General features: G+C 67.8%; 23 protein-coding genes and 2 pseudogenes. 10 read left to right on the top strand and 15 right to left on the bottom strand.

Going from position 1 to position 22,538, the window contains the following annotated elements; genetic code table 11:
* Window positions 1-4: 4 nt before the first annotated feature.
* A complete protein-coding gene (gene rpsF, locus ACZZ93_RS11390; protein WP_029264265.1) occupies window positions 5-373 on the bottom strand; it encodes a 30S ribosomal protein S6 in 369 nt (122 codons plus the stop codon).
* 225 nt (window positions 374-598) lie between these two features.
* On the opposite strand from rpsF, the gene ACZZ93_RS11385 reads away from it, so the two are divergent.
* On the top strand, window positions 599-1,312 hold the full coding sequence (locus ACZZ93_RS11385) for a hypothetical protein (protein ID WP_230101270.1): 714 nt from the start codon (window positions 599-601) through the stop codon (window positions 1,310-1,312).
* A gap of 181 nt (window positions 1,313-1,493) precedes the next feature.
* Here the strand turns inward: ACZZ93_RS11385 and ACZZ93_RS11380 are convergent, their stop codons facing one another.
* The 7 genes and pseudogenes from ACZZ93_RS11380 to ACZZ93_RS11350 all read right to left on the bottom strand — a co-directional run bounded on the left by ACZZ93_RS11380 (window position 1,494) and on the right by ACZZ93_RS11350 (window position 6,762).
* Window positions 1,494-1,676 (bottom strand): ABC transporter ATP-binding protein, encoded by a 183-nt coding sequence (locus tag ACZZ93_RS11380; RefSeq protein WP_463511738.1) that lies wholly within the window; start codon window positions 1,674-1,676, stop codon window positions 1,494-1,496.
* Window positions 1,677-1,871: 195 nt separating this feature from the next.
* Window positions 1,872-2,212: pseudogene (locus ACZZ93_RS11375) on the bottom strand (ATP-binding cassette domain-containing protein); the annotation flags it as partial.
* A gap of 111 nt (window positions 2,213-2,323) precedes the next feature.
* Entirely contained in the window at window positions 2,324-2,968 is a 645-nt protein-coding gene (locus tag ACZZ93_RS11370; protein ID WP_463511130.1) for an ABC transporter ATP-binding protein, read from the bottom strand.
* Complete coding sequence (locus tag ACZZ93_RS11365; RefSeq protein ID WP_463511129.1) at window positions 2,920-3,198, bottom strand: ATP-binding cassette domain-containing protein; 279 nt, start codon at window positions 3,196-3,198, stop codon at window positions 2,920-2,922. The genes ACZZ93_RS11370 and ACZZ93_RS11365 overlap by 49 nt, the downstream gene beginning before the upstream one ends.
* Window positions 3,195-4,028, bottom strand: a complete 834-nt coding sequence (locus ACZZ93_RS11360) for an ABC transporter permease (RefSeq protein WP_463507277.1) — start codon at window positions 4,026-4,028, stop codon at window positions 3,195-3,197. The genes ACZZ93_RS11365 and ACZZ93_RS11360 overlap by 4 nt, the downstream gene beginning before the upstream one ends.
* Window positions 4,029-4,101: 73 nt before the next feature.
* Entirely contained in the window at window positions 4,102-4,923 is an 822-nt protein-coding gene (locus ACZZ93_RS11355; protein WP_463511128.1) for an ABC transporter permease, read from the bottom strand.
* A gap of 252 nt (window positions 4,924-5,175) precedes the next feature.
* Window positions 5,176-6,762, bottom strand: coding sequence for an ABC transporter substrate-binding protein (locus ACZZ93_RS11350; RefSeq protein WP_463511127.1), 1,587 nt, complete (start codon window positions 6,760-6,762; stop codon window positions 5,176-5,178).
* A gap of 149 nt (window positions 6,763-6,911) precedes the next feature.
* Here ACZZ93_RS11350 and ACZZ93_RS11345 point away from each other — a divergent pair, with 149 nt between their 5' ends.
* Window positions 6,912-7,499, top strand: coding sequence for an Lrp/AsnC family transcriptional regulator (locus ACZZ93_RS11345; RefSeq protein ID WP_230101269.1), 588 nt, complete (start codon window positions 6,912-6,914; stop codon window positions 7,497-7,499).
* Between the two features lie 19 nt (window positions 7,500-7,518).
* On the opposite strand, the gene ACZZ93_RS11340 is transcribed toward ACZZ93_RS11345, so the two are convergent.
* Window positions 7,519-7,878: a hypothetical protein gene (locus ACZZ93_RS11340; RefSeq protein WP_230101268.1), complete on the bottom strand. Its 360-nt coding sequence runs from the start codon at window positions 7,876-7,878 to the stop codon at window positions 7,519-7,521.
* 215 nt (window positions 7,879-8,093) lie between these two features.
* Between ACZZ93_RS11340 and ACZZ93_RS11335 the strand changes: the two genes are divergently transcribed.
* From ACZZ93_RS11335 to ACZZ93_RS11300, 8 genes are all read left to right on the top strand, one after another.
* Window positions 8,094-9,056, top strand: a complete 963-nt coding sequence (locus ACZZ93_RS11335) for a hypothetical protein (protein WP_400339317.1) — start codon at window positions 8,094-8,096, stop codon at window positions 9,054-9,056.
* Window positions 9,053-10,168 carry a hypothetical protein gene (locus tag ACZZ93_RS11330; protein WP_463511126.1) on the top strand — a complete coding sequence of 372 codons (1,116 nt, stop codon included), beginning with the start codon at window positions 9,053-9,055 and terminating at the stop codon, window positions 10,166-10,168. The genes ACZZ93_RS11335 and ACZZ93_RS11330 overlap by 4 nt, the downstream gene beginning before the upstream one ends.
* A 371-nt stretch (window positions 10,169-10,539) precedes the next feature.
* Complete coding sequence (locus ACZZ93_RS11325; protein ID WP_056275568.1) at window positions 10,540-11,235, top strand: DUF1684 domain-containing protein; 696 nt, start codon at window positions 10,540-10,542, stop codon at window positions 11,233-11,235.
* A gap of 28 nt (window positions 11,236-11,263) precedes the next feature.
* Entirely contained in the window at window positions 11,264-12,757 is a 1,494-nt protein-coding gene (locus ACZZ93_RS11320; RefSeq protein WP_187249175.1) for an ABC transporter substrate-binding protein, read from the top strand.
* 52 nt (window positions 12,758-12,809) lie between these two features.
* Entirely contained in the window at window positions 12,810-13,772 is a 963-nt protein-coding gene (locus ACZZ93_RS11315; protein ID WP_053098213.1) for an ABC transporter permease, read from the top strand.
* Window positions 13,769-14,629, top strand: coding sequence for an ABC transporter permease (locus ACZZ93_RS11310; protein WP_056275574.1), 861 nt, complete (start codon window positions 13,769-13,771; stop codon window positions 14,627-14,629). Before ACZZ93_RS11315 ends, ACZZ93_RS11310 begins: the two co-directional genes overlap by 4 nt.
* Window positions 14,626-15,423 (top strand): ABC transporter ATP-binding protein, encoded by a 798-nt coding sequence (locus ACZZ93_RS11305; protein WP_463511125.1) that lies wholly within the window; start codon window positions 14,626-14,628, stop codon window positions 15,421-15,423. Before ACZZ93_RS11310 ends, ACZZ93_RS11305 begins: the two co-directional genes overlap by 4 nt.
* Window positions 15,420-16,199 carry an ABC transporter ATP-binding protein gene (locus ACZZ93_RS11300; protein ID WP_463511124.1) on the top strand — a complete coding sequence of 260 codons (780 nt, stop codon included), beginning with the start codon at window positions 15,420-15,422 and terminating at the stop codon, window positions 16,197-16,199. Before ACZZ93_RS11305 ends, ACZZ93_RS11300 begins: the two co-directional genes overlap by 4 nt.
* 28 nt (window positions 16,200-16,227) lie before the next feature.
* Here ACZZ93_RS11300 and ACZZ93_RS11295 read toward each other — a convergent pair whose 3' ends face one another.
* The 6 genes and pseudogenes from ACZZ93_RS11295 to ACZZ93_RS11270 form a co-directional block, all read right to left on the bottom strand.
* Entirely contained in the window at window positions 16,228-16,692 is a 465-nt protein-coding gene (locus ACZZ93_RS11295) for an HIT family protein (RefSeq protein WP_463511123.1), read from the bottom strand.
* Window positions 16,693-17,049: 357 nt separating this feature from the next.
* Complete coding sequence (locus ACZZ93_RS11290; protein WP_463511122.1) at window positions 17,050-17,451, bottom strand: DUF779 domain-containing protein; 402 nt, start codon at window positions 17,449-17,451, stop codon at window positions 17,050-17,052.
* 68 nt (window positions 17,452-17,519) lie between these two features.
* On the bottom strand, window positions 17,520-19,070 hold the full coding sequence (gene exaC / locus ACZZ93_RS11285) for an acetaldehyde dehydrogenase ExaC (protein ID WP_053098219.1): 1,551 nt from the start codon (window positions 19,068-19,070) through the stop codon (window positions 17,520-17,522).
* A 137-nt stretch (window positions 19,071-19,207) separates the two neighbouring features.
* On the bottom strand, window positions 19,208-20,533 hold the full coding sequence (locus ACZZ93_RS11280) for a sigma-54-dependent transcriptional regulator family protein (RefSeq protein WP_056275638.1): 1,326 nt from the start codon (window positions 20,531-20,533) through the stop codon (window positions 19,208-19,210).
* Window positions 20,534-20,749: 216 nt separating this feature from the next.
* Window positions 20,750-22,175: pseudogene (locus ACZZ93_RS11275) on the bottom strand (CCA tRNA nucleotidyltransferase).
* Between the two features lie 61 nt (window positions 22,176-22,236).
* Complete coding sequence (locus tag ACZZ93_RS11270) at window positions 22,237-22,530, bottom strand: hypothetical protein (RefSeq protein WP_053098222.1); 294 nt, start codon at window positions 22,528-22,530, stop codon at window positions 22,237-22,239.
* Window positions 22,531-22,538 lie beyond the last annotated feature (8 nt).

The raw sequence follows: 22,538 nt of genomic DNA, 5'->3' as shown, positions 1-22,538 counted from the left end.
GGACTCAGGCCTTCGCAGCCTTGGCGGCCTTGCGGGCAGCCTTCTCTTCAGAGCGCTTGGCCTCCGAAGCGACCATCGCCTGAGCTTCCTCAGAGCGAAGGACCTTCGTGCGCATGATCTGCTCGTTCAGCTTCAGCTGACGGTCGAGCTCCTGCGTGGCCTCGCTGGTGGCGGTGAAGTTGACGACGGCGTAGATGCCCTCGTTCTTCTTCTGGATCTCGTAAGCCAGACGGCGCTTGCCCCAGATGTCGACCTTGTCAATCGAGCCACCATCGTTGGTGATGACCTTCAGGAACTTGTCGAGCGTAGGGGCGACCTGGCGCTCGTCGATCTCGGGGGTCAGAATGACCATGAGTTCGTACTGGTGCGTCACTTACCCACCTCCTTCGGACTAGAACGGCTTCCGGGACTTTCCCGGAAGCAGGAGGGTGTGTGCACGTCATCCGCCGAGCCACCCGAGTGGGTGCCTGATGGCAGACAACCTTGACAGTGTAGCGGAGAAACCTTCGGAGTGCCCCCACGCGCATCACCTCGCACTTGGCATGCTGGAATGCGTGCGTGCTGACTCTCGGTGCGCACACGACCGAAGGGGAACGCCATGCGCGTCAACAAGTGGGGGGTCGGCATCGTCCTGGCCGCCACCGTACTGCTCACCGGGTGCACCGCGGGTGCCGAAGAGCCCGCCGATTCGGAGCCGACGTCGGCTGCCGAGGAGACGCCTGCGACCGACGGTGCCGCATCCGATTCCGACTGCCCCGAGCTGTCGGAGGGTGCGACGGTCGACGGCGCCGAGCTCGGCGCCTGCATCACCGAGGCGATGACCGACACCGCCGGCTATGCCGCCAAGACGTCGATCCTGGGCATGGACACCACCGCCCGGTTCAACCCCGAGACGGATGCCGTCGAGACGATCACGCCCATGGGCTCGCTCATCCTGATCGGCGACGACGCATGGGTGAAGACGCCGACGACCGAGTGGCAGGTCGCCGACCCGAACTCGAGCGACCCGATCGTCGCTGCTCTCAGCAGCGGCGCCGCCACGGCCGCGGGCACCGACCCGGCCACCGCCGCCGGCGCCCTCACCGGCGAGTTCACAGTCACCGGAACCGGCACGCGCCTGGGTCAGGACGTGTATCTCGTGAGCGGCACGTCCGAGGCGCAGGGCGTCGCCGTCGACGTCGTCTTCGAGGTCACCGAGGACTACGTCGTGCTGGCCACGAGCGGCAGCACCGAGGCCGCGGGCCAGATGATCGAGACCTCTCTCGAGATCACCGAGTGGGACGTCGAGCAGGACATCGTCGCCCCGCTCTGAACCACGAGCGGATGCTGCGGGCCGGGGCTGACGCCTCGGCCCGCAGTGCGTTCCGGGTCGATTCCTGTCCGGCGCTGGGGTCGGGCGATTCGGAGGAGATCTGCGATCGGGAGGAGCATCCGGCTCGGAGCATCCTCCCGTCCGCGGATCTCCTCCCTACCGACCGAACCGACAGCGCGGCTCAGTCGAGGACGGGGGCGATCTCCGACCAGACGGTCCGCTCGTTCGTCGAGGGGGCGACCGGGATGCGGCCCGCACCGTCGGGCTCGGGGATCGCAGCGAGCAGGGCCTGGGTGTACGGATGCTGCGGCGCAGACCACACACGGTCGGTGGCCCCGGCTTCGAGCACCCGCCCGGCGAACATCACGAAGGTGCGGTCCGCGATGCGGCGGACCACGGCGAGGTCGTGCGAGATGAACAGCATCCCCGCGCCGGATTCCGCGACGAGGTCTCGCATGAGCCCCGCGACGCTGGTCTGGGTCGATGCGTCCAGGGCCGAGATCGGCTCGTCGGCGACGAGAAGCGACGGCCGCGCGGCGAGCGCTCGTGCGATCGCGAGTCGCTGCTTCTGCCCACCCGAGAACTGGTGCGGGAACCGCGTGGCCACTTCGGTCGGCAGGCCGACGCGGTCGAGCCACTCGGCGACCGTCGACCCTTCGGCACCCCGAGCCCGAGCCGTAGCGATGCCGTCGGCGATCTGATCGCCCACGCGGCGACGAGGGTTCAGCGAGGTCGACGGATCCTGGAACACCATCTGGATGCCGGTGAGCGCCAGGTCGCGTCGACGGATGCCGAGCGGCTTCACAGGAGCGTCACGGAAGCGCACCTCTCCCCGGCGAGCTTCTCGATGCCGACGACCGCGCGGGCGAGGCTCGACTTGCCGCTGCCGGATTCGCCCACGAGCGCGACGGTCTCTCCGGGGGCGACGGTCAGCGAGACGCCGTCGACGGCGACCACCGGAGGACTCCGGGGTAGCGCACGACGACGCCCTGCGCGTCGAGGACGGCGACTTCACTCATCTCGGGCCTCCTCTTCGGCATCCTGCACGGCCGACTCCGGCAGCACCGGATCGAGCAGCGCGGGATCCGCGTCGGCGGTCGCGATCTTCGACCCCGGCAGCGCCGCGAGCAGCGTGCGAGTGTATTCGTGCTGCGGGTCGCGGAACAGCGTCTCGCGGTCGGCCCGCTCGACGATCTGCCCGTTCTTCATCACCGCGACCTCGTCGGCGATCGCGCTCATGACGCCCAGGTCGTGGGTGACGAGCAGCACCGCGAGGTTGCGCTCGGTCGCGAGGTCGCGCAGCAGCCGCAGGATGCCTGCCTGCACCGTGACGTCGAGTGCGGTGGTCGGCTCATCGGCCAGCAGCACCTCGGGGTCGCACGCGAGGGCGCACGCGATCGCAATGCGCTGGCGCTGTCCGCCGGAGAACTGGTGCGGATAGCGCTTCAGCGCAGCATCCGGGTTCGGCACCTGCACGGTCTCGAGCAGTTCGATGGCCCGAGCCTTCGCCGCCTCGCCTCGCAGTCCGAGGTGCACGCGCATGTGATCCGTGAGCTGGCGGCCGATCGGCAGCTGCGGGTGCAGCGACGCCGAGGGGTCCTGGAAGATCATCGCGATGCGCCTGCCGCGGATGCGGTTGAGCGCCCGCCGGCGCATGCCCACCAGCTCCTCCCCGCGAGCGTGATCGATCCGCCCGTGCGTGCCTGCCGGGGCAGGAGTCCGAGGACGGCCAACGAGGTGAGCGTCTTGCCGGATCCTGACTCGCCGGCGAGACCGTGGATGCGTCCGGCCTCGAGGTCGAGAGAGATGCCGTGCACGAGAGGACGACCGATGTCGATCGTCAGGTCGCGGATGCTCAGAGCACTCGTGGGGGCCGAAGCGCTCATGCTGCCGCTCCCTTCGCGGAGGCCACATGCTCGGCCTGCTTCTCGTGGGTGACCTCGGCCGTCGGGTCGAGGATGTCGCGCATCGCATCACCCAGGAAGTTGAATGCCAGCACCACCGTGAGGATCGCGAGTCCCGGGAAGACTCCGAGCCACCACGCGTCGAAGTTCTGCATGGCCGCCGAGATCATGGAGCCCCATTCGGCGGTCGGCGGCTGCGCGCCGAGACCGAGGAACGAGAGTCCGGACAGCAGCAGGATCGCGGCGCCGATGTCGAGCGTCGCGAGCACCAGCACGGGGCCGGCGATGTTCGGGAGGATGTCGATGAACAGCGTCCGCAGCGGCGAGTGGCCGAGCAGGCGGCCCGCGATCACGTAGTTCTGGCCGCGGAGGCCCAGCACGATGCTGCGGGTGACTCGCGAGTACTGCGGCCACGAGACGACGATCGCCGCGATCACCGCGTTGAACAGCGACGGGCCGAGGGATGCCGCCACCACCATCGCGAGGATGACGGTCGGGAACGCCATGAACAGGTCGGTGATGCGCATCAGCGTCTCGTCGACCCAGCCGCCGAAGTACCCGGCGACGGCGCCGACCACGGTGCCGATGATCATCGCGGCGATCACGAGCATGAGCGCGAGCGGCAGGCTCACCGTCGCACCCGTCATCAGACGCGAGAAGATGTCGCGGCCGTTGCCGTCGGTGCCGAGCAGAGTGTCGATGCCCGGCGCCTGCAGTCGTGGCAGCACCTGAGCGTTGGGGCCGTACGGCACCCACCACTGCGCGGTGAAGGCGACGATGATCCAGGCGCCCGCGATCACGGTGCCGATCACGCCGAGGGCGTGCGCCAGGCGCGCGGCCAGCGGAAGCGGAACCGCCAGGGGCCGGATGCCGAGTCGATGCGGCTCATGCGATCCTCACTCTCGGGTCGAGGACGCCGTAGAGCAGGTCGACGACGAAGTTGATGAGGAGGTAGATGAACCCGACGACCAGGCCGACGCCCATGATGCCGGGCAGGTCGAGGTTGGCCGCCGAGTTGTAGGCGTAGGTGCCCAGGCCGGGCCAGGCGAACACCGACTCGACGAGCACGGTGCCCGAGAGCAGGGATCCGAAGGCGACGCCGACGACCGTGAGGATCGGGAGGGATGCCCCGCGCAGGACGTAGTCGAGGATCACGCGCATCGCCGGAAGGCCCTTGGCCCGGGCAGCACGCACGTAGTCGCTGCCCAGCACCTCGAGCACGGAGGTGCGGATGAAGCGGGTGAGCAGGCCGATCGTCACGAGCGACAGCACCATCACCGGCAGCGCCAGGTGGGCGAGCGCGTCGGCGAATCCGACACCGTCTCCGTTGAGGAGGTAGTCGACCGTGTAGAGCCCGGTGATGCGGGGCGGCGGCGTGATCGACGGCGAGATACGACCCGAGCCGGGGGCGATGCGCAGCTCGAGGAAGAACACGTAGAAGCTGACCAGCGCGAGCCAGAACGTCGGCACGCTCAGACCGATCAGTGTCACGATGCGGATCACCTGATCGGTGACGAGTCCGCGCCGGTAGGCGGCGAGGGTGCCGAGCACGACGCTGACCGCGAGGCTGAGGATGATGGCGCCGATCGCGATCTCGATCGTCGCCGGCACCGCGGTGGCCAGGTCGCTGGTGACCGGTCGCCCGGTCACCAGCGATGTGCCGAGGTCTCCGCGAAGGAGATTCCCCATGTAGATGAAGTACTGCACGAACAGCGGCTGATCGAGGCCCTGGGCCTTGATGAACGCCTCGCGCGTCTCGGGATTCTGCGATGCTCCTCGCCCAGTGCCGCCGACACGGGGTCGCCGGGCACGAGGTTCGTCAGTGCGAAGGTCACGATCGTGACCCCCACGAGAAGGAGCAGCGAAGTGCCGATCCGGCGCAGCAGGTATCCGACGAGCGGCGACCTGCGACGCTGTGCTTGCCGTCGCACGGCCACCGTCGTCATGAGTCAGCTCCGATCAGCCGGCAGGCGTGATCTCGGCGATGTCCATCTCCCACACCGAGTTGTACACGGCGCCGGTGACGGTATCCGCCGTGGCGATGTTGCGACCGGGGACGATCAGCGGAACGAAGGGACCTTCGGTCTGCATCGCCTCGGCGAAGGAGGTGAAGGCCTCGCTGCGCTGGGCCTCATCGGTAGCGGCGGCAGCACCGGCTGCGATGCCTGCGATCTCGGGGTTCGCCTCAGCCGCCCAGCCGGCACGCAGGCCGACCTTCAGACCGGGAGCGAACGGAAGGAAGTTCGCCGAGTCGGCGTAGTCGGGGCCCCAGAACCACAGGCCGAAGCCCTCGGTGCCGTTGACGTACGCGTCGAGCTCGGTGGCGAAGGGGGCAGGCGCGAGTTCGACGGCGATGCCGGCATCCTCGAGCTGAGCCTGGACGCGCTCGGCGAGCGGGGTGAACTCCACACCGCCGACCGGGTAGTCGTTCGGGAACTGCAGCTTCAGGGTCTGACCCGTGTAGCCGGCCTCGGCCAGAGCAGCCTTCGACTTGTCGAGGTCCTGCTCCACACCGCTGTCGAGGGCGCCCTCGAATCCGGGCGGGATCACTCCGGTCGCCTGCACGGCGCCGGCACCCGCGAGCTCGAGCAGCGCGTCGTAGTCGAGCGCGTAGCGGATCGCCTCGGCGATCTTGACGTTCGCGAGCTCGCCCGCGACGGCCTCGGACTGGTTGAGCAGCAGGAAGATCGTCTGGCCCGACGGCACCGACTCGACGTTCAGTCCGTCGCCGAGGCCTGAGACCTGGTCGCCGTTGAGGTCCATCGCGACCATCGAGTCGCCGCCCTTGAGGTTCGCGAGCTGCGTCGCGCTCTCCGAGACGTTGCGCACGACGACACGGCCGTATTCGGACTCTTCGTCGCCGTTGTACTCGTCGCTCTTGGTCAGCACGACCTGCGACGAGAGGTCGAGGGTGTCGAGCACGAACGGTCCAGAGCCGGCGGAGGTTCCGTCGAGGAACTCCTGCGCGCTGTCGGTGCCGTCGGTGGTTCCGCCGTTCTCGATCACGACGTCGGAGTTGACGATGCCGAGCGCCGGGTTCGCGAGGATCGCGGGCAGCTGCAGCAGCGGCGTCTCGGAGGTGATCGAGATCGTCTTCTCGTCGACCTCGGTGATGGTCAGACCGCCCAGGAGGAAGTTCGGCTTGGCATCGGTCATGCCCTGGATGCGCTGCAGGGTGAAGACGACGTCCTTCGCCTCGATCGGCGAGCCGTCGGAGAAGACGCGGTCCCCCTCGAGCGTGAACGTGAACTCGGTCGCCTCGTCGTTCTGCTCCCACGATGCGAGGCCGGGAACGGGAGTCGACACGTCCGAGCCCTCGAAGTCGACGAGCGTCTCGTAGAGCGCCTTGGCGATCATGTTGCCGGTCGGGTCGTAGGTGTGACCCGGGTCGGCGGTCTCGATCGAGAACGCGGTGTCGATGACGAGCGAGTCGGAACCGGAGGATTCTCCGCCGTTGTTCGCCGAGTTGCCACCGGAGCAACCAGCGAGGGCGAAGAGAGCGACGGCTCCGATCGCGATGACGGACGTGCTGCGACGTGACGACATATGGGCCTCCAGGGGCGAGGAGTTTCATCGGGTTCGGTCGACGCCGGGTGGACGACCGGTGATCAGATTCGCATTGTATGGGACTATGTGTCCAGCAAGAATGCAGACGTCATCACAGTCTGTCCAAGACCCCGCCCGTGAGGAGCATTGTGTCCACCAAGAGCGACGAAGCCACGAGGCAATCTGGACGAAGTGCCGCCCCACTGGACGACATCGGATACAGAATCCTCGAGACGCTGCGTGATAACGGTCGTATCTCGATCGCCGCACTGGCCGAGACCGTCGGGATCTCGCGGGCCAACGCCTACACCCGCGTCGAGACGCTCATGCAGGACGGAGTGATCACGGGATTCAGCGCCCGCGTCGACCAGTCGAAGGCCGGGCTGTCGATCGGTGCGCTGGTCTTCGTCACCGTGCACCCGCAGGCCTGGGCGTCGTTCCGCGAGAGCGTGCTCGAGATGCCCGATGTCGAGTGGTGCGCCATCACCACCGGCGAGCACGACGCCATGCTGCTGATCCGTGCGGTCGACGTGAGCGGCGTGCACGAGTTCACGACGGGTGTCATCGCGCAGCTGCCCGAGGTGCGCACGGTCGTCAGCGTGGTCGTGCTCGACGAGGTCATCCGCCGGTCGTTCCTGCTGCCGAGCGACCTGCCCGAGCGCGACCTGGCCACGCCGCTGGGCATGACGCGGTGGACGCCGGCGACGCCGGGCCGCGACATGCTCCCGCCACGCTGACCCGCGGCGGAACGAGCCGTCAGGCGGCTGCGGGCTCTTCGCAGACGCTGAGCTGCGGCAGTCCGTGCATCTCGTAGTGCTCGACGAGGCGGATGCGACCGTCATCCGTGAGCTCGAGCCGGCTCTCCCCGTCTCCGGTCACGACGGTGCCGTCGGAGACGAGCACGTGCACGAACGAGACCCAGATGGTGTCGCCGGTGCGGGTGCCGACGAAGCGCCCGAAGGTGACGGTGTCACCGGAGTAGTCGCCCCAGATCGCCCCGTCCTTCTCCCAGTACACGAACTCGCTGGGCGATTCGGGATCCACGGCCGAGGTGGTCGACGAGACCATCAGGAACCGGCGGCCGTCGAGGGAGGGGATGGTTGCAGTCGTGCTCACCCTCCGATTATGGAGGGGGTGGCGGCGACTCTCACCTCGCCTCGTGAACCGTCTGTGCCGGCCGCCGGACGGGCGCGCGGAGCGAGACGAATTCCGCAGAGAGGCTCCCCGGCGCGCCCTTTCGTCTGACCACACGATCGGGGTCGAGGTGCCGCATCGCCGCGGAGACCTCGGGAGACGGGAAGGGCCCGGGTACCGTGGGTCGCATGCACTGGATGCCTGACACCTCTGCCGGAGACTGGCTGCGCGAGCGTCTCGACGACCCCTGGAACTCGACGATGCACGCCGTAGTGCCGCACGGCTTCCCCGCGTATGCGCGCATCCTGCACCCCGCGATCGTGCGTTCGCTCCCCGACCGACCGGTGCCGACCTACGACGACTACGACCGGATGCCGGAGGCCGAGCGACAGTCGCTCCTCGATCGGTTCATCGATGAACCGGCGACATGGGCGCAGACGGCCGCCGCCTTCGGCACGACGCTGCATCCTCTCGCTCAATGGCAGCGGATCGTGCGCACTCCGCCGGAGACCGACTGGAACGCGCGGATCTCCCCCGACGGGCGCGAGTTCACCGCGCCGATGGACGGCGTCGTCTCACCCGAGATGCTCGCGACCGTCGTGGGTCATCTCGTCGCGCATACCGCGACGCCGGATGCCGGATTCGCCGCGCTGTGGGAGGGCACGGGCGGGCTGCTGGGTCACCTCGGACACGGCCCCTCGCGCACCTTCCTCACGTTCGACGACGACCCGAACCACCGGGCGATGCTCGACCGCAGCATCCGCGATCCGCTCAACAACGCGTTCCGCAAGCCGACGTGGCAGGAGGGCATCCTGTCGCGCGAGGTCTCGGAGGGTCCGCGGCTGCAGCTGCGGGACCGCGATCACGTGCTGTTCCGTGGTGCGCCGAGCACGTTCGCGCGTCGGGACTGGGTGCTCGACGTGCCGTGGCGGGATCGCGAGTCCGAGGAGCACGGGTTCGCGCCGGCCGCGCAGAGCCCCAGCATCCTGTGGCCCGACGATCACGCCTGGGTGCTCGTCACCGAGGTCGACTACGACTCGACGATCATCGCGGGGTCCGCCGAGCTGATCGCCGACCTCATCGCCGACGACCTCCTCGAGGTCTTCGCCATCCCCGAGAACGCCGAACTCACGTGGGACTCCGACGAGGTGAACCGATGACGGCACCGCAGCCGGCCGCATCGTTCGACGCCCGCCCGCTCACCGATCCCGTCGACGCCCGGGCCGTCAGCACCTTCAACGCCGAGCTGCGCTCGCGGGGCAAGATGGGCGGCTCGGCCACGACGATCGTCGCCTTGGTGATCTTCGGCATCGCGTTCCTCGCGGCCATGACGGTCGTCGGCGCGACGATGGTCTCGCTGCTCACCGACGCAGGGTCGTCGTCGTTCGCCGGCATAGGGATCCTCGTCGCCGCGGTCGTCGGGATCACGATCGCCACCGTCGGCTGGCGCCGATCCCGCATCGCGCGGTACCGCCTCGACGCATTCGCCCGGGCGAACGGCATGACGTACGAGGCCAGGGTCGCCGATCCTGCCCTTCCGGGCATGCTGTTCGGCCTCGGACGCTCCCGAGAAGCCACCGATCTCGTGCGAGGCGCGAAGCCTCGCTTCGTCGAGTTCGGCAACTACCGATACACGACCGGGTCGGGGAAGAACTCGACCACCCACCGCTGGGGCTACGTCGCCGTCAAGCTCGATGTGCCTCTGCCGAACATCGTGCTCGACGCCAAGGGCAACAACGGCTTCGGGTCGAATCTGCCCGCGTCGTTCCAGCGCGAGCAGCGCCTCTCGCTGGAGGGCGACTTCGATCAGTACTTCACGCTGTACTGCCCCGAGGGGTACGAGCGTGACGCGCTGTATCTGTTCACGCCCGACATCATGGCCAGGTTCATCGACAATGCCGCCGAGCTCGATGTCGAGATCGTCGACGACTGGATGTTCCTCTATACACAGCGCAAGGCGTCGACCCTCGACCCTGCGACCTGGGCGTGGCTGTTCGGAGCCGTCGGCGCCTTGATGACGAAGCTCGATCAGTGGGAGCGCTGGCGCGATGAGCGTCTGCGGCTCGAGAGTGCGGCTCCGGCATCTCCGTCGCCCGCCCTCGCACCGGTGGGCGCATCCGCGAGTCTGCCCTTCGCTCCGCCGGCCGGTCTTCTCGCTCCCCCGCCAGGAGTCGCGCGTGAGGGACGCCGGCTGAAGCGCAGCTTCCAGTGGGTGCCGATCGTGTTCCTCGTCGGCTTCGCACTGATCTGGTTCTGGTTCAGGTCGTTCTGAGGGAACCCCCGAGGGTGGGTTGTGGGGGTGGGTGCTGACTGGGGATCAGCGCTCCCACCCCATCCCCCTCGGGATCAGAAGAAGATCTGACTCTCCCTCCGCAGGACGGTCGAACCGTCCACGCGCGGGTCAGCTGGGGACTGACGACTCTGCGCGTATATGAGTAATGGTATACCGGTATACGTTGCATTCCATTGCGTCCGAGAGACTCGACCGAACACGTTGCATCCGGTCCAGAAACGTGCGAAATGAGGGTCTGGGGCGCCTTTCCGACACCGCATTCGTGCATACCCTCCTCGCACCGTGATCTCCGTTACCCAGAGTGACGCGTCCGGCCCCACCCCCGTCTGCATGCAAGAGAATGGAAGGTGATGTCTGAACTCGAAGATCACACCCAGTGGCAGGCCGATCGCCGCGCCTCCGTCACCTCTGCGACCGGCAACCTCGCGCTGATCGAGACCCGCTGGACGGGCGAGGCTCCCGATCTGGATGCCGAGCGGCAGGCCTCATCCGACACGGTGACCGTGACGCCGATCCAGCGCACGAACATCGAGACCGGGGAGGCCGAGCACGGGCTGCGCGTGTGGGATGCCGAGTCCCCCGCCATCCGCGCCTTCGACCGCATCGACACATACGAGTACGACCCGGCATGGGTTCTCGAGGGACACTTCACGCCGGTCTCCGGCGATCGTCGGGTGTCGTTCGAGCACATCCGCGACAACGGCGGCACGCGTGAGCTCGTCGTCCCCGGCGACATCCACTTCGTGCTCGACGGCCGCGCGTACGACCTTGCGGCCTTCGACGACGGCGGCACGCTGCTGCTCGTCTTCGGCGACGAGACGAACGGTTCCGAGACCTACGGATCCGGCCGCTTCCTCTTCGTAGAGCTCCGTGACGACGAGGGCACCGTGGTGCTCGACTTCAACCGCGCCTTCGTGCCGCCGTGCGGATTCAGCGCCCAGTACAACTGCCCGCTGCCGCCGGCATCCAACCGCTTCCCCCTGCCTATCCGAGCAGGCGAGAAGAACGTCGTCTTCCGCGACGGCTTCGACATCTACGCGGCGTGACGCCGCGCACCCTCACCCTGGAGCACTCATGAGAAGAACCCGCATCCTCGGCGCGCTCGGCGCCGTCGCCACGCTCGCCCTCGTGGCCGGCTGCGCGTCGGGCGCCACCGACGACGCCGCGAGCGAAGACGCCACCATCTTCATCGGGTCGCTGTACGAGCCCACCAACCTGAGCAACACGCAGGGCGGCGGCCAGGGTGTGACCGAGGCACTGACCGGCAACGTCTACGAGGGCCTCTATCGCCTGACCGACGACGGAGAGGTCGAGCCGCTTCTCGCCGAAGACGCCCAGGTGTCGGATGACGGCCTGACCTACACGATCACTCTGCGCGACGATGTGACGTTCCACTCGGGTGACCCGCTCACGTCCGCCGACGTGAAGTCGAGCATCGAGGCCGTCACCGCCGAGGACTCCGTGTCGGCGCGCAAGTCGAGCTTCACGACCATCGCCGACATCGCGACGCCCGATGACCAGACCGTCGTCTTCACGCTGTCGCAGCGGTCGATCTCGTTCCTCTACAACCTCAGCTACGTCTGGATCGTCAACGACGAGGCCGGTGACATCACCGGCACGGAAGACGGCACCGGCCCCTACACGCTCGACGAGTGGAAGAAGGGCTCGACCCTGACCCTCGAGCGCTGGGACGACTACTGGGGCGAGCCCGCCAAGAACGGCGAGGTCGTCTACACGTACTTCACCGACGCGACCGCTGAGAACAACGCTCTGGCCACCGGCGAGATCGACGTGATCACCAGCGTGCAGAGCCCGGACTCGCTCGCGCAGTTCGACAGCGACGACTACGTCATCAGCGAGGGCACCTCGACGACCAAGGAGCTGCTCGCCTTCAACGACCGGGTCGCCCCGTTCGACAACGCCCTCGTGCGCAAGGCGATCTACTCGGCCATCGACACCCAGAAGCTGCTCGAGTCGATCTGGGGCGACTACGGCACGCTCATCGGATCCATGGTGCCGCCCACCGACCCCTGGTACGAAGACCTCACCCAGGTGAACCCGTACGACGTCGACCTCTCGAAGGATCTGCTCGCGCAGGCCGGCTACGCGGACGGCTTCACCTTCACGCTCGACACCCCGAGCTACGACCCGCACCCCGCCGTCGCGGAGTTCCTGCAGTCGCAGCTCGCCGAGGTCGGCATCACGGTCGAGATCAACACGATCAGCGCCGACGAGTGGTACACGAAGGTCTTCAAGGAGCAGGACTTCGAGGCCACCCTGCAGGAGCACGTGAACGACCGCGACGTGGTCTGGTACGGCAACCCCGACTTCTACTGGGGCTACGACGACGCCCAGGTGCAGCAGTGGGTCGCCGAGGCCGAGCAGGCCGCCACGACCGACGAGCAGACAGCTCTGCTGAAGCAGGTCAACGAGAAGATCGCCGAGGATGCCGCGAGCGTATGGTTGTACCTGTACCCGCAGATCGTGGTCGCCTCGAGCGACCTCAGCGGTTACCCGGTCAACGGCCTGAACTCGCAGTTCTTCGCCTACGACATCGTCAAGTCCTGACGCGCGAGGGGATGCCGCGTGTCGGCATCCCCCTCTTTCATCCTGAGAAGCCATGCTCGCCTACCTGCTGCGCCGCCTCGCGTTCCTCGTGGTCTCGCTCGTCGTCGCGATGATCGCGATCTTCGTGCTGCTGCGGCTGCTCCCCGGCGACCCGGCGAACGCCCTGCTCTCGGTGAATGCGACACCCGAGCAGATCGCCGCCGCCCGCGCACAGGTCGGCTCGGATCAGCCCCTCCTGCAGCAGTTCACGACCTGGGCCGGTCAGCTCCTGCGCTTCGACCTCGGTGAGTCGTTCCTGAGCTCGCGTCCGGTCGGCCCCGACATCGCCGATCGCCTCGCCGTGACCCTCCCACTCACACTCATCGCGTTCACCGCCGCCCTTCTCGTCTCCCTGGTGATCGGCATCACCGCCGCCGTGAAGTCCGACCGCTGGTACGGCATCGCGCTCTCGGGATTCGCGCAGCTGGGTGTTGCCGTGCCGGTGTTCTGGGTGGGCGTCGTGCTCGTCTGGATCTTCGCACTCGGCCTCGGCCTGCTGCCGTCCGGCGGATTCCCGCGCGACGGCTGGGAGGATCCGGCCGACGCGCTGCGGTCTCTCGCGCTGCCGGTGACGACGATCGTGATCGTGATGAGTGCATCCCTCAGCCGTTACGTGCGCTCCGCCACCCTCGACGTGATCGGCAGCGATTACCTCCGCACCGCGCGCGCCGGCGGGTCGGGCATGTCCGAGGCGCTGCTGCGTCACGGAGTGCGCAACGGCTCGGTGCCGGTCGTCGCGGTCCTCGGCATCGAGCTGTCCACCACGCTGCTCGGCGCGGTCGTCGTCGAGAGCGTCTTCACTCTTCCCGGTCTCGGCAGTCTGCTGCTGTCGGCCATCGAACAGCATGATTTCCAGGTCATCCAGGGCGTCCTCGTCGTCAGCACGCTCTTCGTGCTGCTCGTCGGGTTCGCCGCCGACATCGTGCAGCGCCTGATCGATCCGCGACTGCGCACGAGCGTCTCGGGCAACCGATGAGCCGCGTCGCCGAGCAGCTGATCACCGGATCCGTCCCCGTGCGGAGGCGGCCGAAGGCGACCCTGCTGATCGGGCTCGTGCTCACCGGCATCATCGTGCTCATCGCGCTGGTGTCGCTGTTCTGGCTCCCCTATCCGCTCGCCGACACGAGTGGTAGTCGTCTCGAGGGGCCGAGCGCCATGCACCTGCTCGGCACCGATCGGCTCGGCCGCGACCTGCTCTCGCAGCTCATGTGGGGTGCGAGGATCGCCTTGATCGTGGGCATCTGCTCGGTCGCGATCGCCGCCGTTCTCGGCGTGATCGTCGGACTGATCGCCGCCTTCTCGCGGCCATGGGTCGACGACACGCTCTCCGCCGGACTGGACGTCGTGATCGCCTTCCCGGTGCTGCTGCTCGCGATGCTCGTCGTCGCGGTGCAGGGAGCGTCGCTGTGGTCGGCGGTGCTCGCGATCGGACTGGCGATGTCGGCGGTCGTCGCGCGTCTCACCCGCATCCTCTCGCGCCGCGTGCTGCAGGAGCAGTACATCACCGCCGCACGCACCAGCGGCACGGGTGTGCTCGGCATCGTGTTCCAGCACGTGCTCCCCAACATCGCACCGACCCTCGCGGTCAGCCTGGCGCTGCAGTTCGGTGCCGCGGTGCTCGCGGAGGCGAGCCTGTCGTACCTCGGGCTCGGTGCCCCGCCGCCCAACGCCTCGTGGGGTCGGATGCTGCAGGAGGCGCAGGGCACCGTGCTCACCGCTCCCGTCGGCGCTATCGCCCCCGGCATCGCGATCATCGCCCTCGTGCTCGGGGTCAACTTCCTCGCCGACGGCCTGCGCGATCTCGCCGACCCGACCCGCAGGAGGAGCCGATGAGCATTCTCGAGGTCGCAGGGCTCACCGTTCACTCCAGATCCGGGGCTCTCGTGCGCGATGTCTCGTTCTCGCTGCAGCCCGGCGAACGCCTGGGGCTGATCGGCGAGTCCGGGTCGGGCAAGTCGCTCACCTCGCTCGCGGTCACCGGCCTGCTGCCGGATTCTCTCGTCTCGTCCGGGTCGGTGCTGCTCGACGGGCACCAGGTCGTCGGTGCGCAGGATGCCGACCTGAGGCCGTTGCGCGGACCGGTCGCCCAGATCGTGTTCCAGGAGCCGCTCACGGCGCTCGACCCTCTGATGAGGGTCGGTCGCCAGATCGCCGAGCCGCTGCGTCGTCATCTCGGTTTGCGCGGCGCGGAACTGGGGTCGGCCGTCACGGCGGCGCTCGATGAGGTGTCGCTGTCGGAGCCGCGATTCGCGCGCGCGTACCCGCACGAGCTGTCCGGCGGTCAGCGCCAGCGTGTGGCGATCGCCATCGCCTTGGCCGCCCGGCCACAGCTGCTCATCGCAGACGAACCCACCACCGCGCTCGACGTGACCGTGCAGGATGCCGTGCTCACGCTGCTCGAGCGACTCGTCGCCGAACGCGGCATGGCGTTGCTGTTCATCAGCCACGACCTCGCCGTCGTGTCTCGCATGGTCGACCGCATCGTCGTGCTGCGCGACGGTCTGGTGGTCGAGGAGGGGGCGGTCGCCGAGGTGCTGCGGCGCCCCGCGGAGCCGTACACGCGGATGCTGGTCGACAGCGCTCGCGCGCTCGATGCGTTCCTCGATGCGAAGGAGGCTGACGCATGAGCCTCCTCGAACTGCGCGGTGCCGGCTTCGCCTACGGATCGCGCCGGGTGCTCGACGACGTCTCGCTGAGCCTCGACGAGGGAGACTCGCTCGGCCTCGTGGGCGAGTCGGGTGCGGGCAAGTCGACGATCCTGCGGCTGATGCTCGGGCTCTCGGCACCACGCGATGGACAGGTGCTCTTCGACGGTGCTCCCCTGTCGCTGCGCGACCGTGCGCAGATGCGCCGCTTCCGCGCGAGCGTGCAGCCGGTGTTCCAGGATCCGTACTCGTCGCTCGACCCCCGTCAGCGCATCGACCGCATCATCGGCGAGCCCCTGCGTTCACTCGGCCTCGCCTCCGGCGCCGACGCGCAGCGCCGCATCGCCGAGGCCCTCGAGTCGGTCGGGCTTCCCGCCGACACCGCCCGCCGATACCCGCACGAGTTCTCGGGCGGCCAGCGTCAGCGCATCGCGATCGCCCGAGCCGTGGTCTCGCGCCCGCGCGTGCTGCTCGCCGATGAGCCGGTGAGCGCCCTCGACGTGACGACGCGCGTGCAGGTGCTCGAGCTGCTCGACCGCCTGCGTCGAGAGAACGGCCTGTCGCTCGTGATGGTGTCGCACGATCTCACCGCGATCGCGTCAGCCTGCGACCGCACCGTGGTGCTGCAGAACGGCCGCGTCGTCGAACAGGGCGCCACCGCATCCGTGCTGCACGCACCGCAGGACCCGTACACCCGGGCGCTGGTCGACGCGGTTCCGCGACTCCCCGCTGAGTCGCGGCCAGCCGACTTCGTCTAGCAGGGTGGCCGCAGACGACTCCGTGGTGTCAGGCTGACGCGTGCCAGGCCTCTCGGAGTGCGACCACAGAATGGGTCATGTCCGAGTCAGGGAGTTGCACAGGTCCATCGGAGATGTCCACGTTCTGAAGCGGGTCATCCGCCAGATGCTGCGGGAACACATGGCAGTGGAGATGCGGGGCCCGATGTCCCATCACCAGGTAGTTGATCTTCCGCGGGTCGAATGCCTTGTCGATGGATCGGCCCGCTCGTTGGACGTCGCGCCAGAACGCGCTGAGCTGACCGGCATCCAGCTGACCGAGGTCAGTGAGATGCTCACGGAGGATCACGACGGTGTAGCCGGGATGCGCCTGGTTTCGTACCAATCGGACGTGAGTCATCTCGGTCGAGGCCACCAGGATGCTGTGCTCGTTCTCCGGCAGATGTGCGTCGGCACACATACCGCAGACCTCCGGGTCCACGAGTTCGGCCCACTCCTCATCCGTCCACCACATCGGCCCATGGTAACCAGGCGCGAGGGCGGCCACGGTAGAACTCACGGCATCCCGGCCATGCTTTGGCTGGTTGCTCCGGCAGCCTGTCGCGGTTTCGCCCGGATGGATCCGCGAAATCGACTCCACTCACCGGGGCTGAAATCCGTATCGCTTCATCGTCTCCTCAGTCGTGCGCAACTCACCGGCCGCTGACTGCCTTCGTGCGTCTTCAATATCCTGACCGATGCCTGGCTGCGACAACCAAAAGTCGACGAGAGGCGATACGCAGTCCTTCAACTCACTCCTGTATACGCGCTGCATCTCGCCTTTCTAGTCCGATGCGCTGCCAACAGAGGCATACTTCTGGCCACATTTCCCTCAGCTCCCCGAATGCGCGAGCCCGAAGTACTCCAACTCCGCGTCGTTCAGCATCCGCGAGCGGATCAGGAACCGCATTCCAGTGGGACCCTCGACCGAGAAGCCGGCACCGCGGCCCGGCACGACGTCGATCGTGAGGTGGGTGTACTTCCAGTACTCGAACTGCGATTCCGACATGAAGACCTCGACCGGGGAGTCGAGCCCCACATCGAGGGTGCCGAGCAGCACATCGCTCGGCCCGGTGATGAACATGCCGACCGGGTAGCACATGGGTGACGAGCCGTCGCAGCATCCTCCCGACTGATGGAACATCAGGGGTCCGTGCTGCACGGTGAGATCGCGGATGAGGGATGCCGCGGCATCCGTCACGTCGACCCGCTGATAGGTGCCGATGCTGACCATTGTCCGAGCCTTCCTGCAGGTGGTTCCGGGCGGGCGCTGCCGGTGCAGCGCCCGCCCGGAGGTCGAGCTCAGAAGAAGCCCATCGGGCCTTCTGCATACGAGACCAGGAGATTCTTGGTCTGCTGATAGTGGTCGAGCATCATCTTGTGGTTCTCGCGACCGACGCCCGACTGCTTGTACCCGCCGAACGCCGCATGCGCCGGGTACTGGTGGTAGGTGTTCGTCCAGACACGACCGGCCTCGATCGCCCGTCCCGCGCGATAGGCCGTGTCGCCGCTGCGGCTCCACACTCCCGCACCCAGTCCGTAGAGGGTGTCGTTCGCGATCGAGATCGCATCGTCGAAGTCATCGAACGAGGTGACCGAGAGCACCGGGCCGAAGATCTCCTCCTGGAAGATGCGCATGTCGTTCGTGCCCTCGAACACGGTCGGCGCAACGTAGAAGCCTTCGCTGAGGTCGCCGCCGAGATCGACGCGGTCGCCACCCGTGAGCAGTCGCGCGCCTCCCTGCTTGCCGATGTCGATGTAGCTGAGGATCTTCTCCAACTGATCGTTCGATGCCTGCGCTCCGATCATCGTGGCCGGATCCAGCGGGTTGCCCTGCACGACCCTGCCGACGCGTTCGAGGCCGTCAGCGAGGAAGCCGTCGTAGATCGAGCGCTGGATGAGCGCCCGCGACGGGCAGGTGCAGACCTCTCCCTGGTTGAGAGCGAACATCGTGAAGCCCTCGAGCGCCTTGTCGTAGAACGGGTCGGCGGTGTCGCGGGCGACGTCCTCGAAGAACACGTTCGGGCTCTTGCCTCCCAGCTCCAGGGTGACCGGAATGAGGTTCTGCGACGCGTACTGCATGATCAGACGCCCCGTCGTGGTCTCACCTGTGAACGCGACCTTGCGGATGCGCTTGTGCTGCGCGAGCGGTGCACCCGCCTCGATGCCGAAGCCGTTCACGATGTTCACGACCCCCGCGGGCAGCAGATCGCCGATGATGTCGAAGAGGAACAGCAGGGATGCCGGCGTCTGCTCGGCCGGCTTGATGACGACGCAGTTGCCTGCGGCGAGCGCCGGCGCGAGTTTCCACACGGCCATGAGGATCGGGAAGTTCCACGGGATGATCTGTCCGACCACGCCGAGCGGCTCGTGGAAGTGATACGCGACGGTGTTCTCGTCGAGCTGGCTGATGCCGCCCTCCTGCGCCCGGAGCACTCCGGCGAAATAGCGGAAGTGATCGACGGCGAGTGGGATGTCGGCGGCGAGCGTCTCGCGCACGGGCTTCCCGTTCTCCCAGGTCTCGGCGACGGCGATCTCCTCGAGATGCTGTTCGATGCGGTCGGCGATCCTGTTGAGGATCACGGAGCGCTCCGCCGGGCTGGTCTTGCCCCAGCTGGCGAAGGCCTTCCAGGCGACGTCGACCGCGCGGTCGATGTCCTCGACGGTGCCGCGGCCCACCTCGGTGAAGGGCTTGCCGTTGACGGGGCTCACGTTGTCGAAGAACTGGCCCTTGACGGGATCCACGAACTCTCCGCCGATGTAATGGCCGTACCGCGGACGGTAGGTAGCGAGGGCGCCCGGCTGACCGGGAGCGGCGTAGGCGGTGGACACGTCTTCTTCGACGATGGTCATCGGGACTCCTTCGACGGGCCGCGGCGTCGGTGCTGCGGGCTGTGTCTCGAAGGTAGGTCGGCAGAGGTTGCGCCCCGATGCGCAACGTTGCGGATGGTTGCACGCCGTCGGCAGATGTCCGAGACAGACCGGACGGTTCAGCTCTCCTCGATGCGTTCGATGCGGGCGACGAGCCCGGCGCGCTTCGGCGAGCGCGCCGGAAGCATCTCCAGTGCGAGGCGCAGGGCCGCGGCATCGCTCTGTCCCTCCGGGATCTCGGCGTACTCCAGGAGGACGTCGAGGCTTGCCTCCGACAGCATCGTCTCGCGCAGCGCCGCTCTGACGGACTCGCGGAACTCCTCGACTCCCGGCGATGTGGATTCGGGAAGGACCGGACCTCGGTATGCGGTGAGGGCGACCCGATGGGCACCTCGGTCGAGCAGCGAGAGGACGTCGTGCGCGTCCGTCTCGAGCACCACCGGCAGTCGATACGGCCGCGACTCGGGGACGAGGCTGGGGGCGTGCTTCTCGAGCACCTTGCGCAGACGTACCATCTCCGGCCGCAGCGTGTCGGCCGACGCGTCTGGTCCGTAGACGAGTTCGCTGAGTCTCTCGGCCGACAGCCCCTGGCGATGCACGGCAAGCATCAGGAGGATCGCGGCATGACGAGCGCTGAGCTCGATCACGGATTCCTCGAGTTCTGTCTCGGTCTCGAGGCGGGCGCGATCGCGTCCCAGGACGTGCAGCGTCGCCCGGGTCGTGGGCTTGGCTCGCGAGGAGATGGTGATCGGACGATGCGACTCGCTGCGGGCCCGCAGTCTCGACACGAGCAACTCCGACTCGACCGCGCGCGCTGTCGCATCGACCAGCAGCCTGGCCTGCATCGAGACGACCTCGTCTCCTCCGGTGATGTCGATGACCCCGAGGACACGCCGCGTCTCGGGGTCTCGCACCGGAGCCGCCGTGCACGACCACGGATGCACCAGCCTGTTGTAGTGCTCAGCACCGCGGATCTGCACCGACTGTCCGAGCGCCAGCGCTGTGCCAGGAGCTGTCGTGCCGACGGCGTCCTCGGCCCAGTTCGCGCCGGCCACGAAGCCCATGCCCTCGGTGAGCGATTGCAGCTTGCGATCGCCTTCGATCCACAGCAGCCGTCCGGCCTGATCTCCGACGGCGACGACGACACCGGAGTCCCCCTCGGTTCCCGGCAGCAGCAGGGCTCGGATCATGTCCATCGCGGACGCGAGCGGATGCGCGAGTCGATAGGCCTCGAGCTCTTCGCTCACGAGTTCGATCTGCGGGGCCCCTTCGGGGCCGACGCGCCCTCGCCAGGATCGCACCCACGATTCGCGGACGAGAGGTCGCACCTCCTGCAGGCGCTTGTCATCGAGATTGCCGGCGATGAGCTCTTCGTGTGCACGCTCGATCAGAAGACGAGAGGCCTCAGGCGGCCCTTCACGTGACACCTGCCACGACGCGACCACGGGCGTCTCCGATCGTCGATGGTGGAGCGTTACCTCAGTGTAGGAGCCGGATGCCGTCGGCGGTACCCGCGATATTCCGGTCACGCGTTCCGGGTGCAGGCTTTCGCACAGGCCGCCGAGGTCGACGAACCGGAGGAGTGACGAGTCGTCTGGGGGACCCCTCATGGGGACGCCCGCGCCCGACCGCCGCATCGCTGTCGATGCGGCTCGATCGGCTCAGACCCGGGCTGCCCACCATTCACGGAGCCGCTGCTCGGCGGCATCCGCTCCGATGACGCCTTCGTCGAGGCGCAGCTCGAGCAGGAACTTGTAGGCCTCGCCGACCTCACGACCGGGCGAGATGCCGAGGATCTTCTGGATCTGGTTGCCGTCGAGCTCGGGCCGGATGGAGTCGAGCTCCTCCTGCTCGCGCAACGCCGCGATGCGCGATTCGATGTCGTCGTAGGCGGATGCCAGTCGTCCGGCCTTGCGCTTGTTGCGCGTCGTGACGTCGGCGCGGGTGAGGATGTGCAGCCGCTCGAGCAGGTCGCCGGCGTCGCGCACGTAGCGCCGCACCGCGGCATCCGTCCACGCGCCCTCGGCGTATCCGAAGAACCGCAGATGCAGCTCGATCAGCGTCGATACCGACTCGGTCGTGTCGGTGTCGAAGCGCAACGACTGCAGGCGCTTGCGTGCCATGCGCGCCCCGACGACGTCGTGATGGTGGAAGGTGACGACTCCGCCGTCCTCCAGCTTGCGGGTGCGGGGCTTGCCGATGTCGTGCAGCAGCGCCGCGATCCGCAGGGCCACATCGGGCTCGGCACCGGGGTGACGCGAGTGCTCGAGCGAGATCGCCTGGCGGAGGACCGTGAGGGAGTGCTCGTAGACGTCCTTGTGATGATGATGCTCGTCGACCTCGAGTCGCAGCGCACTCACCTCTGGCAGGAACTCCTCCATCAGACCGGTGTCGACCAGCACGCGGATGCCGCGCACCGGGTCATCCGTCTGCATCAGCCGCACGAGCTCCGACTGGATGCGCTCGGGACTCACGATCTCGAGGGTGGCGCGCAGCTGCGTGATCGCGTCGGCGGTGTCATCGTCGATCCGGAAGCCGAGCTGGGCGCTGAAGCGCGCGGCGCGGAGCATGCGCAGCGGGTCATCGCCGAACGAGACCTGAGGGTCGGCCGGAGTGCGCAGTACCCCGGCGACGAGGTCTTCGACTCCCCGGTCGGGTCGACGAGCGTGATGGCCGGCACCAGCAGAGCCATGGCGTTGACGGTGAAGTCGCGTCGGTGCAGATCCGCGTCGATCGTGTCGCCGAACTCGACGGTGGGCTTGCGGGTCACACCGTCGTAGCTGTCTGCGCGATAGGTCGTGACCTCGACCTGCTCACCCTGCACACGCGCGCCGATCGTGCCGAACGCCCGACCGATGTCCCACTGGGCCGTGGAGATCGGCTTGACGATGCGCAGGATGTCGTCCGGCATCGCATTCGTCGTGAAGTCGAGGTCGTGGGTCGGCCTGCCGAGCAGCGCATCGCGCACGGGCCCCCGACGACGGCGAGGTCGAAGCCCGCCTTCTCGAAAGCCTCCGCGAGGGTGCGGACGACCGGATTCTCGGCGAGCGCGCCGAGACGGGCGAGGCCGTCAGCCATGTTGAGCATGGGTTCCAGCGTACCGGGGTACGGGTGTCACCCGCGGGCCGCAGTCCCCGTCGAGCGGACGTCAGAACAGCGGGTTCTCACCCTTGGCCTGCGCGACCGCGCGAACTCGCGCCTGCACGAGCCGCACGAGGAGCGTGCTCAACAGGAACCCGCCGACGACGGCGACAGCGACGATGAACCAGATCCCGATCTCGGGATCGATCAGCTCGAAGCCGTAGATCGCGACAACGAGCAGAAGCAGCACCGGCCCCTCGATCAGCGCGAATGTCACGAACAGCCGCGTCTGACGGCGGCCGAAATCGGCGTTCACGGCACGGACGCGCGCCTCGATCGACGACTCACCTGCGTAGCTCATGCCCCCAC

The sequence above is a fragment of the Microbacterium sp. AC026 genome, from assembly GCF_979258475.1.
Note: the sequence above shows the minus strand (reverse complement) of the source record. Positions and strands in the feature narration are given on the sequence as shown.

Excerpts from the sequence above, each read along its gene's own strand:
- ACZZ93_RS11385 (WP_230101270.1), top strand. The coding sequence starts at position 599 with ATGCGCGTCAACAAGTGGGGGGTCGGCATCGTCCTGGCCGCCACCGTA.
- ACZZ93_RS11380 (WP_463511738.1), bottom strand. The coding sequence starts at position 1,676 with ATGTTCGCCGGGCGGGTGCTCGAAGCCGGGGCCACCGACCGTGTGTGG.
- ACZZ93_RS11370 (WP_463511130.1), bottom strand. The coding sequence starts at position 2,968 with ATGCGCCGGCGGGCGCTCAACCGCATCCGCGGCAGGCGCATCGCGATG.
- ACZZ93_RS11365 (WP_463511129.1), bottom strand. The coding sequence starts at position 3,198 with ATGAGCGCTTCGGCCCCCACGAGTGCTCTGAGCATCCGCGACCTGACG.
- ACZZ93_RS11350 (WP_463511127.1), bottom strand. The coding sequence starts at position 6,762 with ATGTCGTCACGTCGCAGCACGTCCGTCATCGCGATCGGAGCCGTCGCT.
- ACZZ93_RS11335 (WP_400339317.1), top strand. The coding sequence starts at position 8,094 with ATGCCTGACACCTCTGCCGGAGACTGGCTGCGCGAGCGTCTCGACGAC.
- ACZZ93_RS11330 (WP_463511126.1), top strand. The coding sequence starts at position 9,053 with ATGACGGCACCGCAGCCGGCCGCATCGTTCGACGCCCGCCCGCTCACC.
- ACZZ93_RS11325 (WP_056275568.1), top strand. The coding sequence starts at position 10,540 with ATGTCTGAACTCGAAGATCACACCCAGTGGCAGGCCGATCGCCGCGCC.
- ACZZ93_RS11320 (WP_187249175.1), top strand. The coding sequence starts at position 11,264 with ATGAGAAGAACCCGCATCCTCGGCGCGCTCGGCGCCGTCGCCACGCTC.
- ACZZ93_RS11315 (WP_053098213.1), top strand. The coding sequence starts at position 12,810 with ATGCTCGCCTACCTGCTGCGCCGCCTCGCGTTCCTCGTGGTCTCGCTC.
- ACZZ93_RS11310 (WP_056275574.1), top strand. The coding sequence starts at position 13,769 with ATGAGCCGCGTCGCCGAGCAGCTGATCACCGGATCCGTCCCCGTGCGG.
- ACZZ93_RS11305 (WP_463511125.1), top strand. The coding sequence starts at position 14,626 with ATGAGCATTCTCGAGGTCGCAGGGCTCACCGTTCACTCCAGATCCGGG.
- ACZZ93_RS11300 (WP_463511124.1), top strand. The coding sequence starts at position 15,420 with ATGAGCCTCCTCGAACTGCGCGGTGCCGGCTTCGCCTACGGATCGCGC.
- ACZZ93_RS11295 (WP_463511123.1), bottom strand. The coding sequence starts at position 16,692 with ATGTGGTGGACGGATGAGGAGTGGGCCGAACTCGTGGACCCGGAGGTC.
- ACZZ93_RS11290 (WP_463511122.1), bottom strand. The coding sequence starts at position 17,451 with ATGGTCAGCATCGGCACCTATCAGCGGGTCGACGTGACGGATGCCGCG.
- exaC (WP_053098219.1), bottom strand. The coding sequence starts at position 19,070 with ATGACCATCGTCGAAGAAGACGTGTCCACCGCCTACGCCGCTCCCGGT.
- ACZZ93_RS11270 (WP_053098222.1), bottom strand. The coding sequence starts at position 22,530 with ATGAGCTACGCAGGTGAGTCGTCGATCGAGGCGCGCGTCCGTGCCGTG.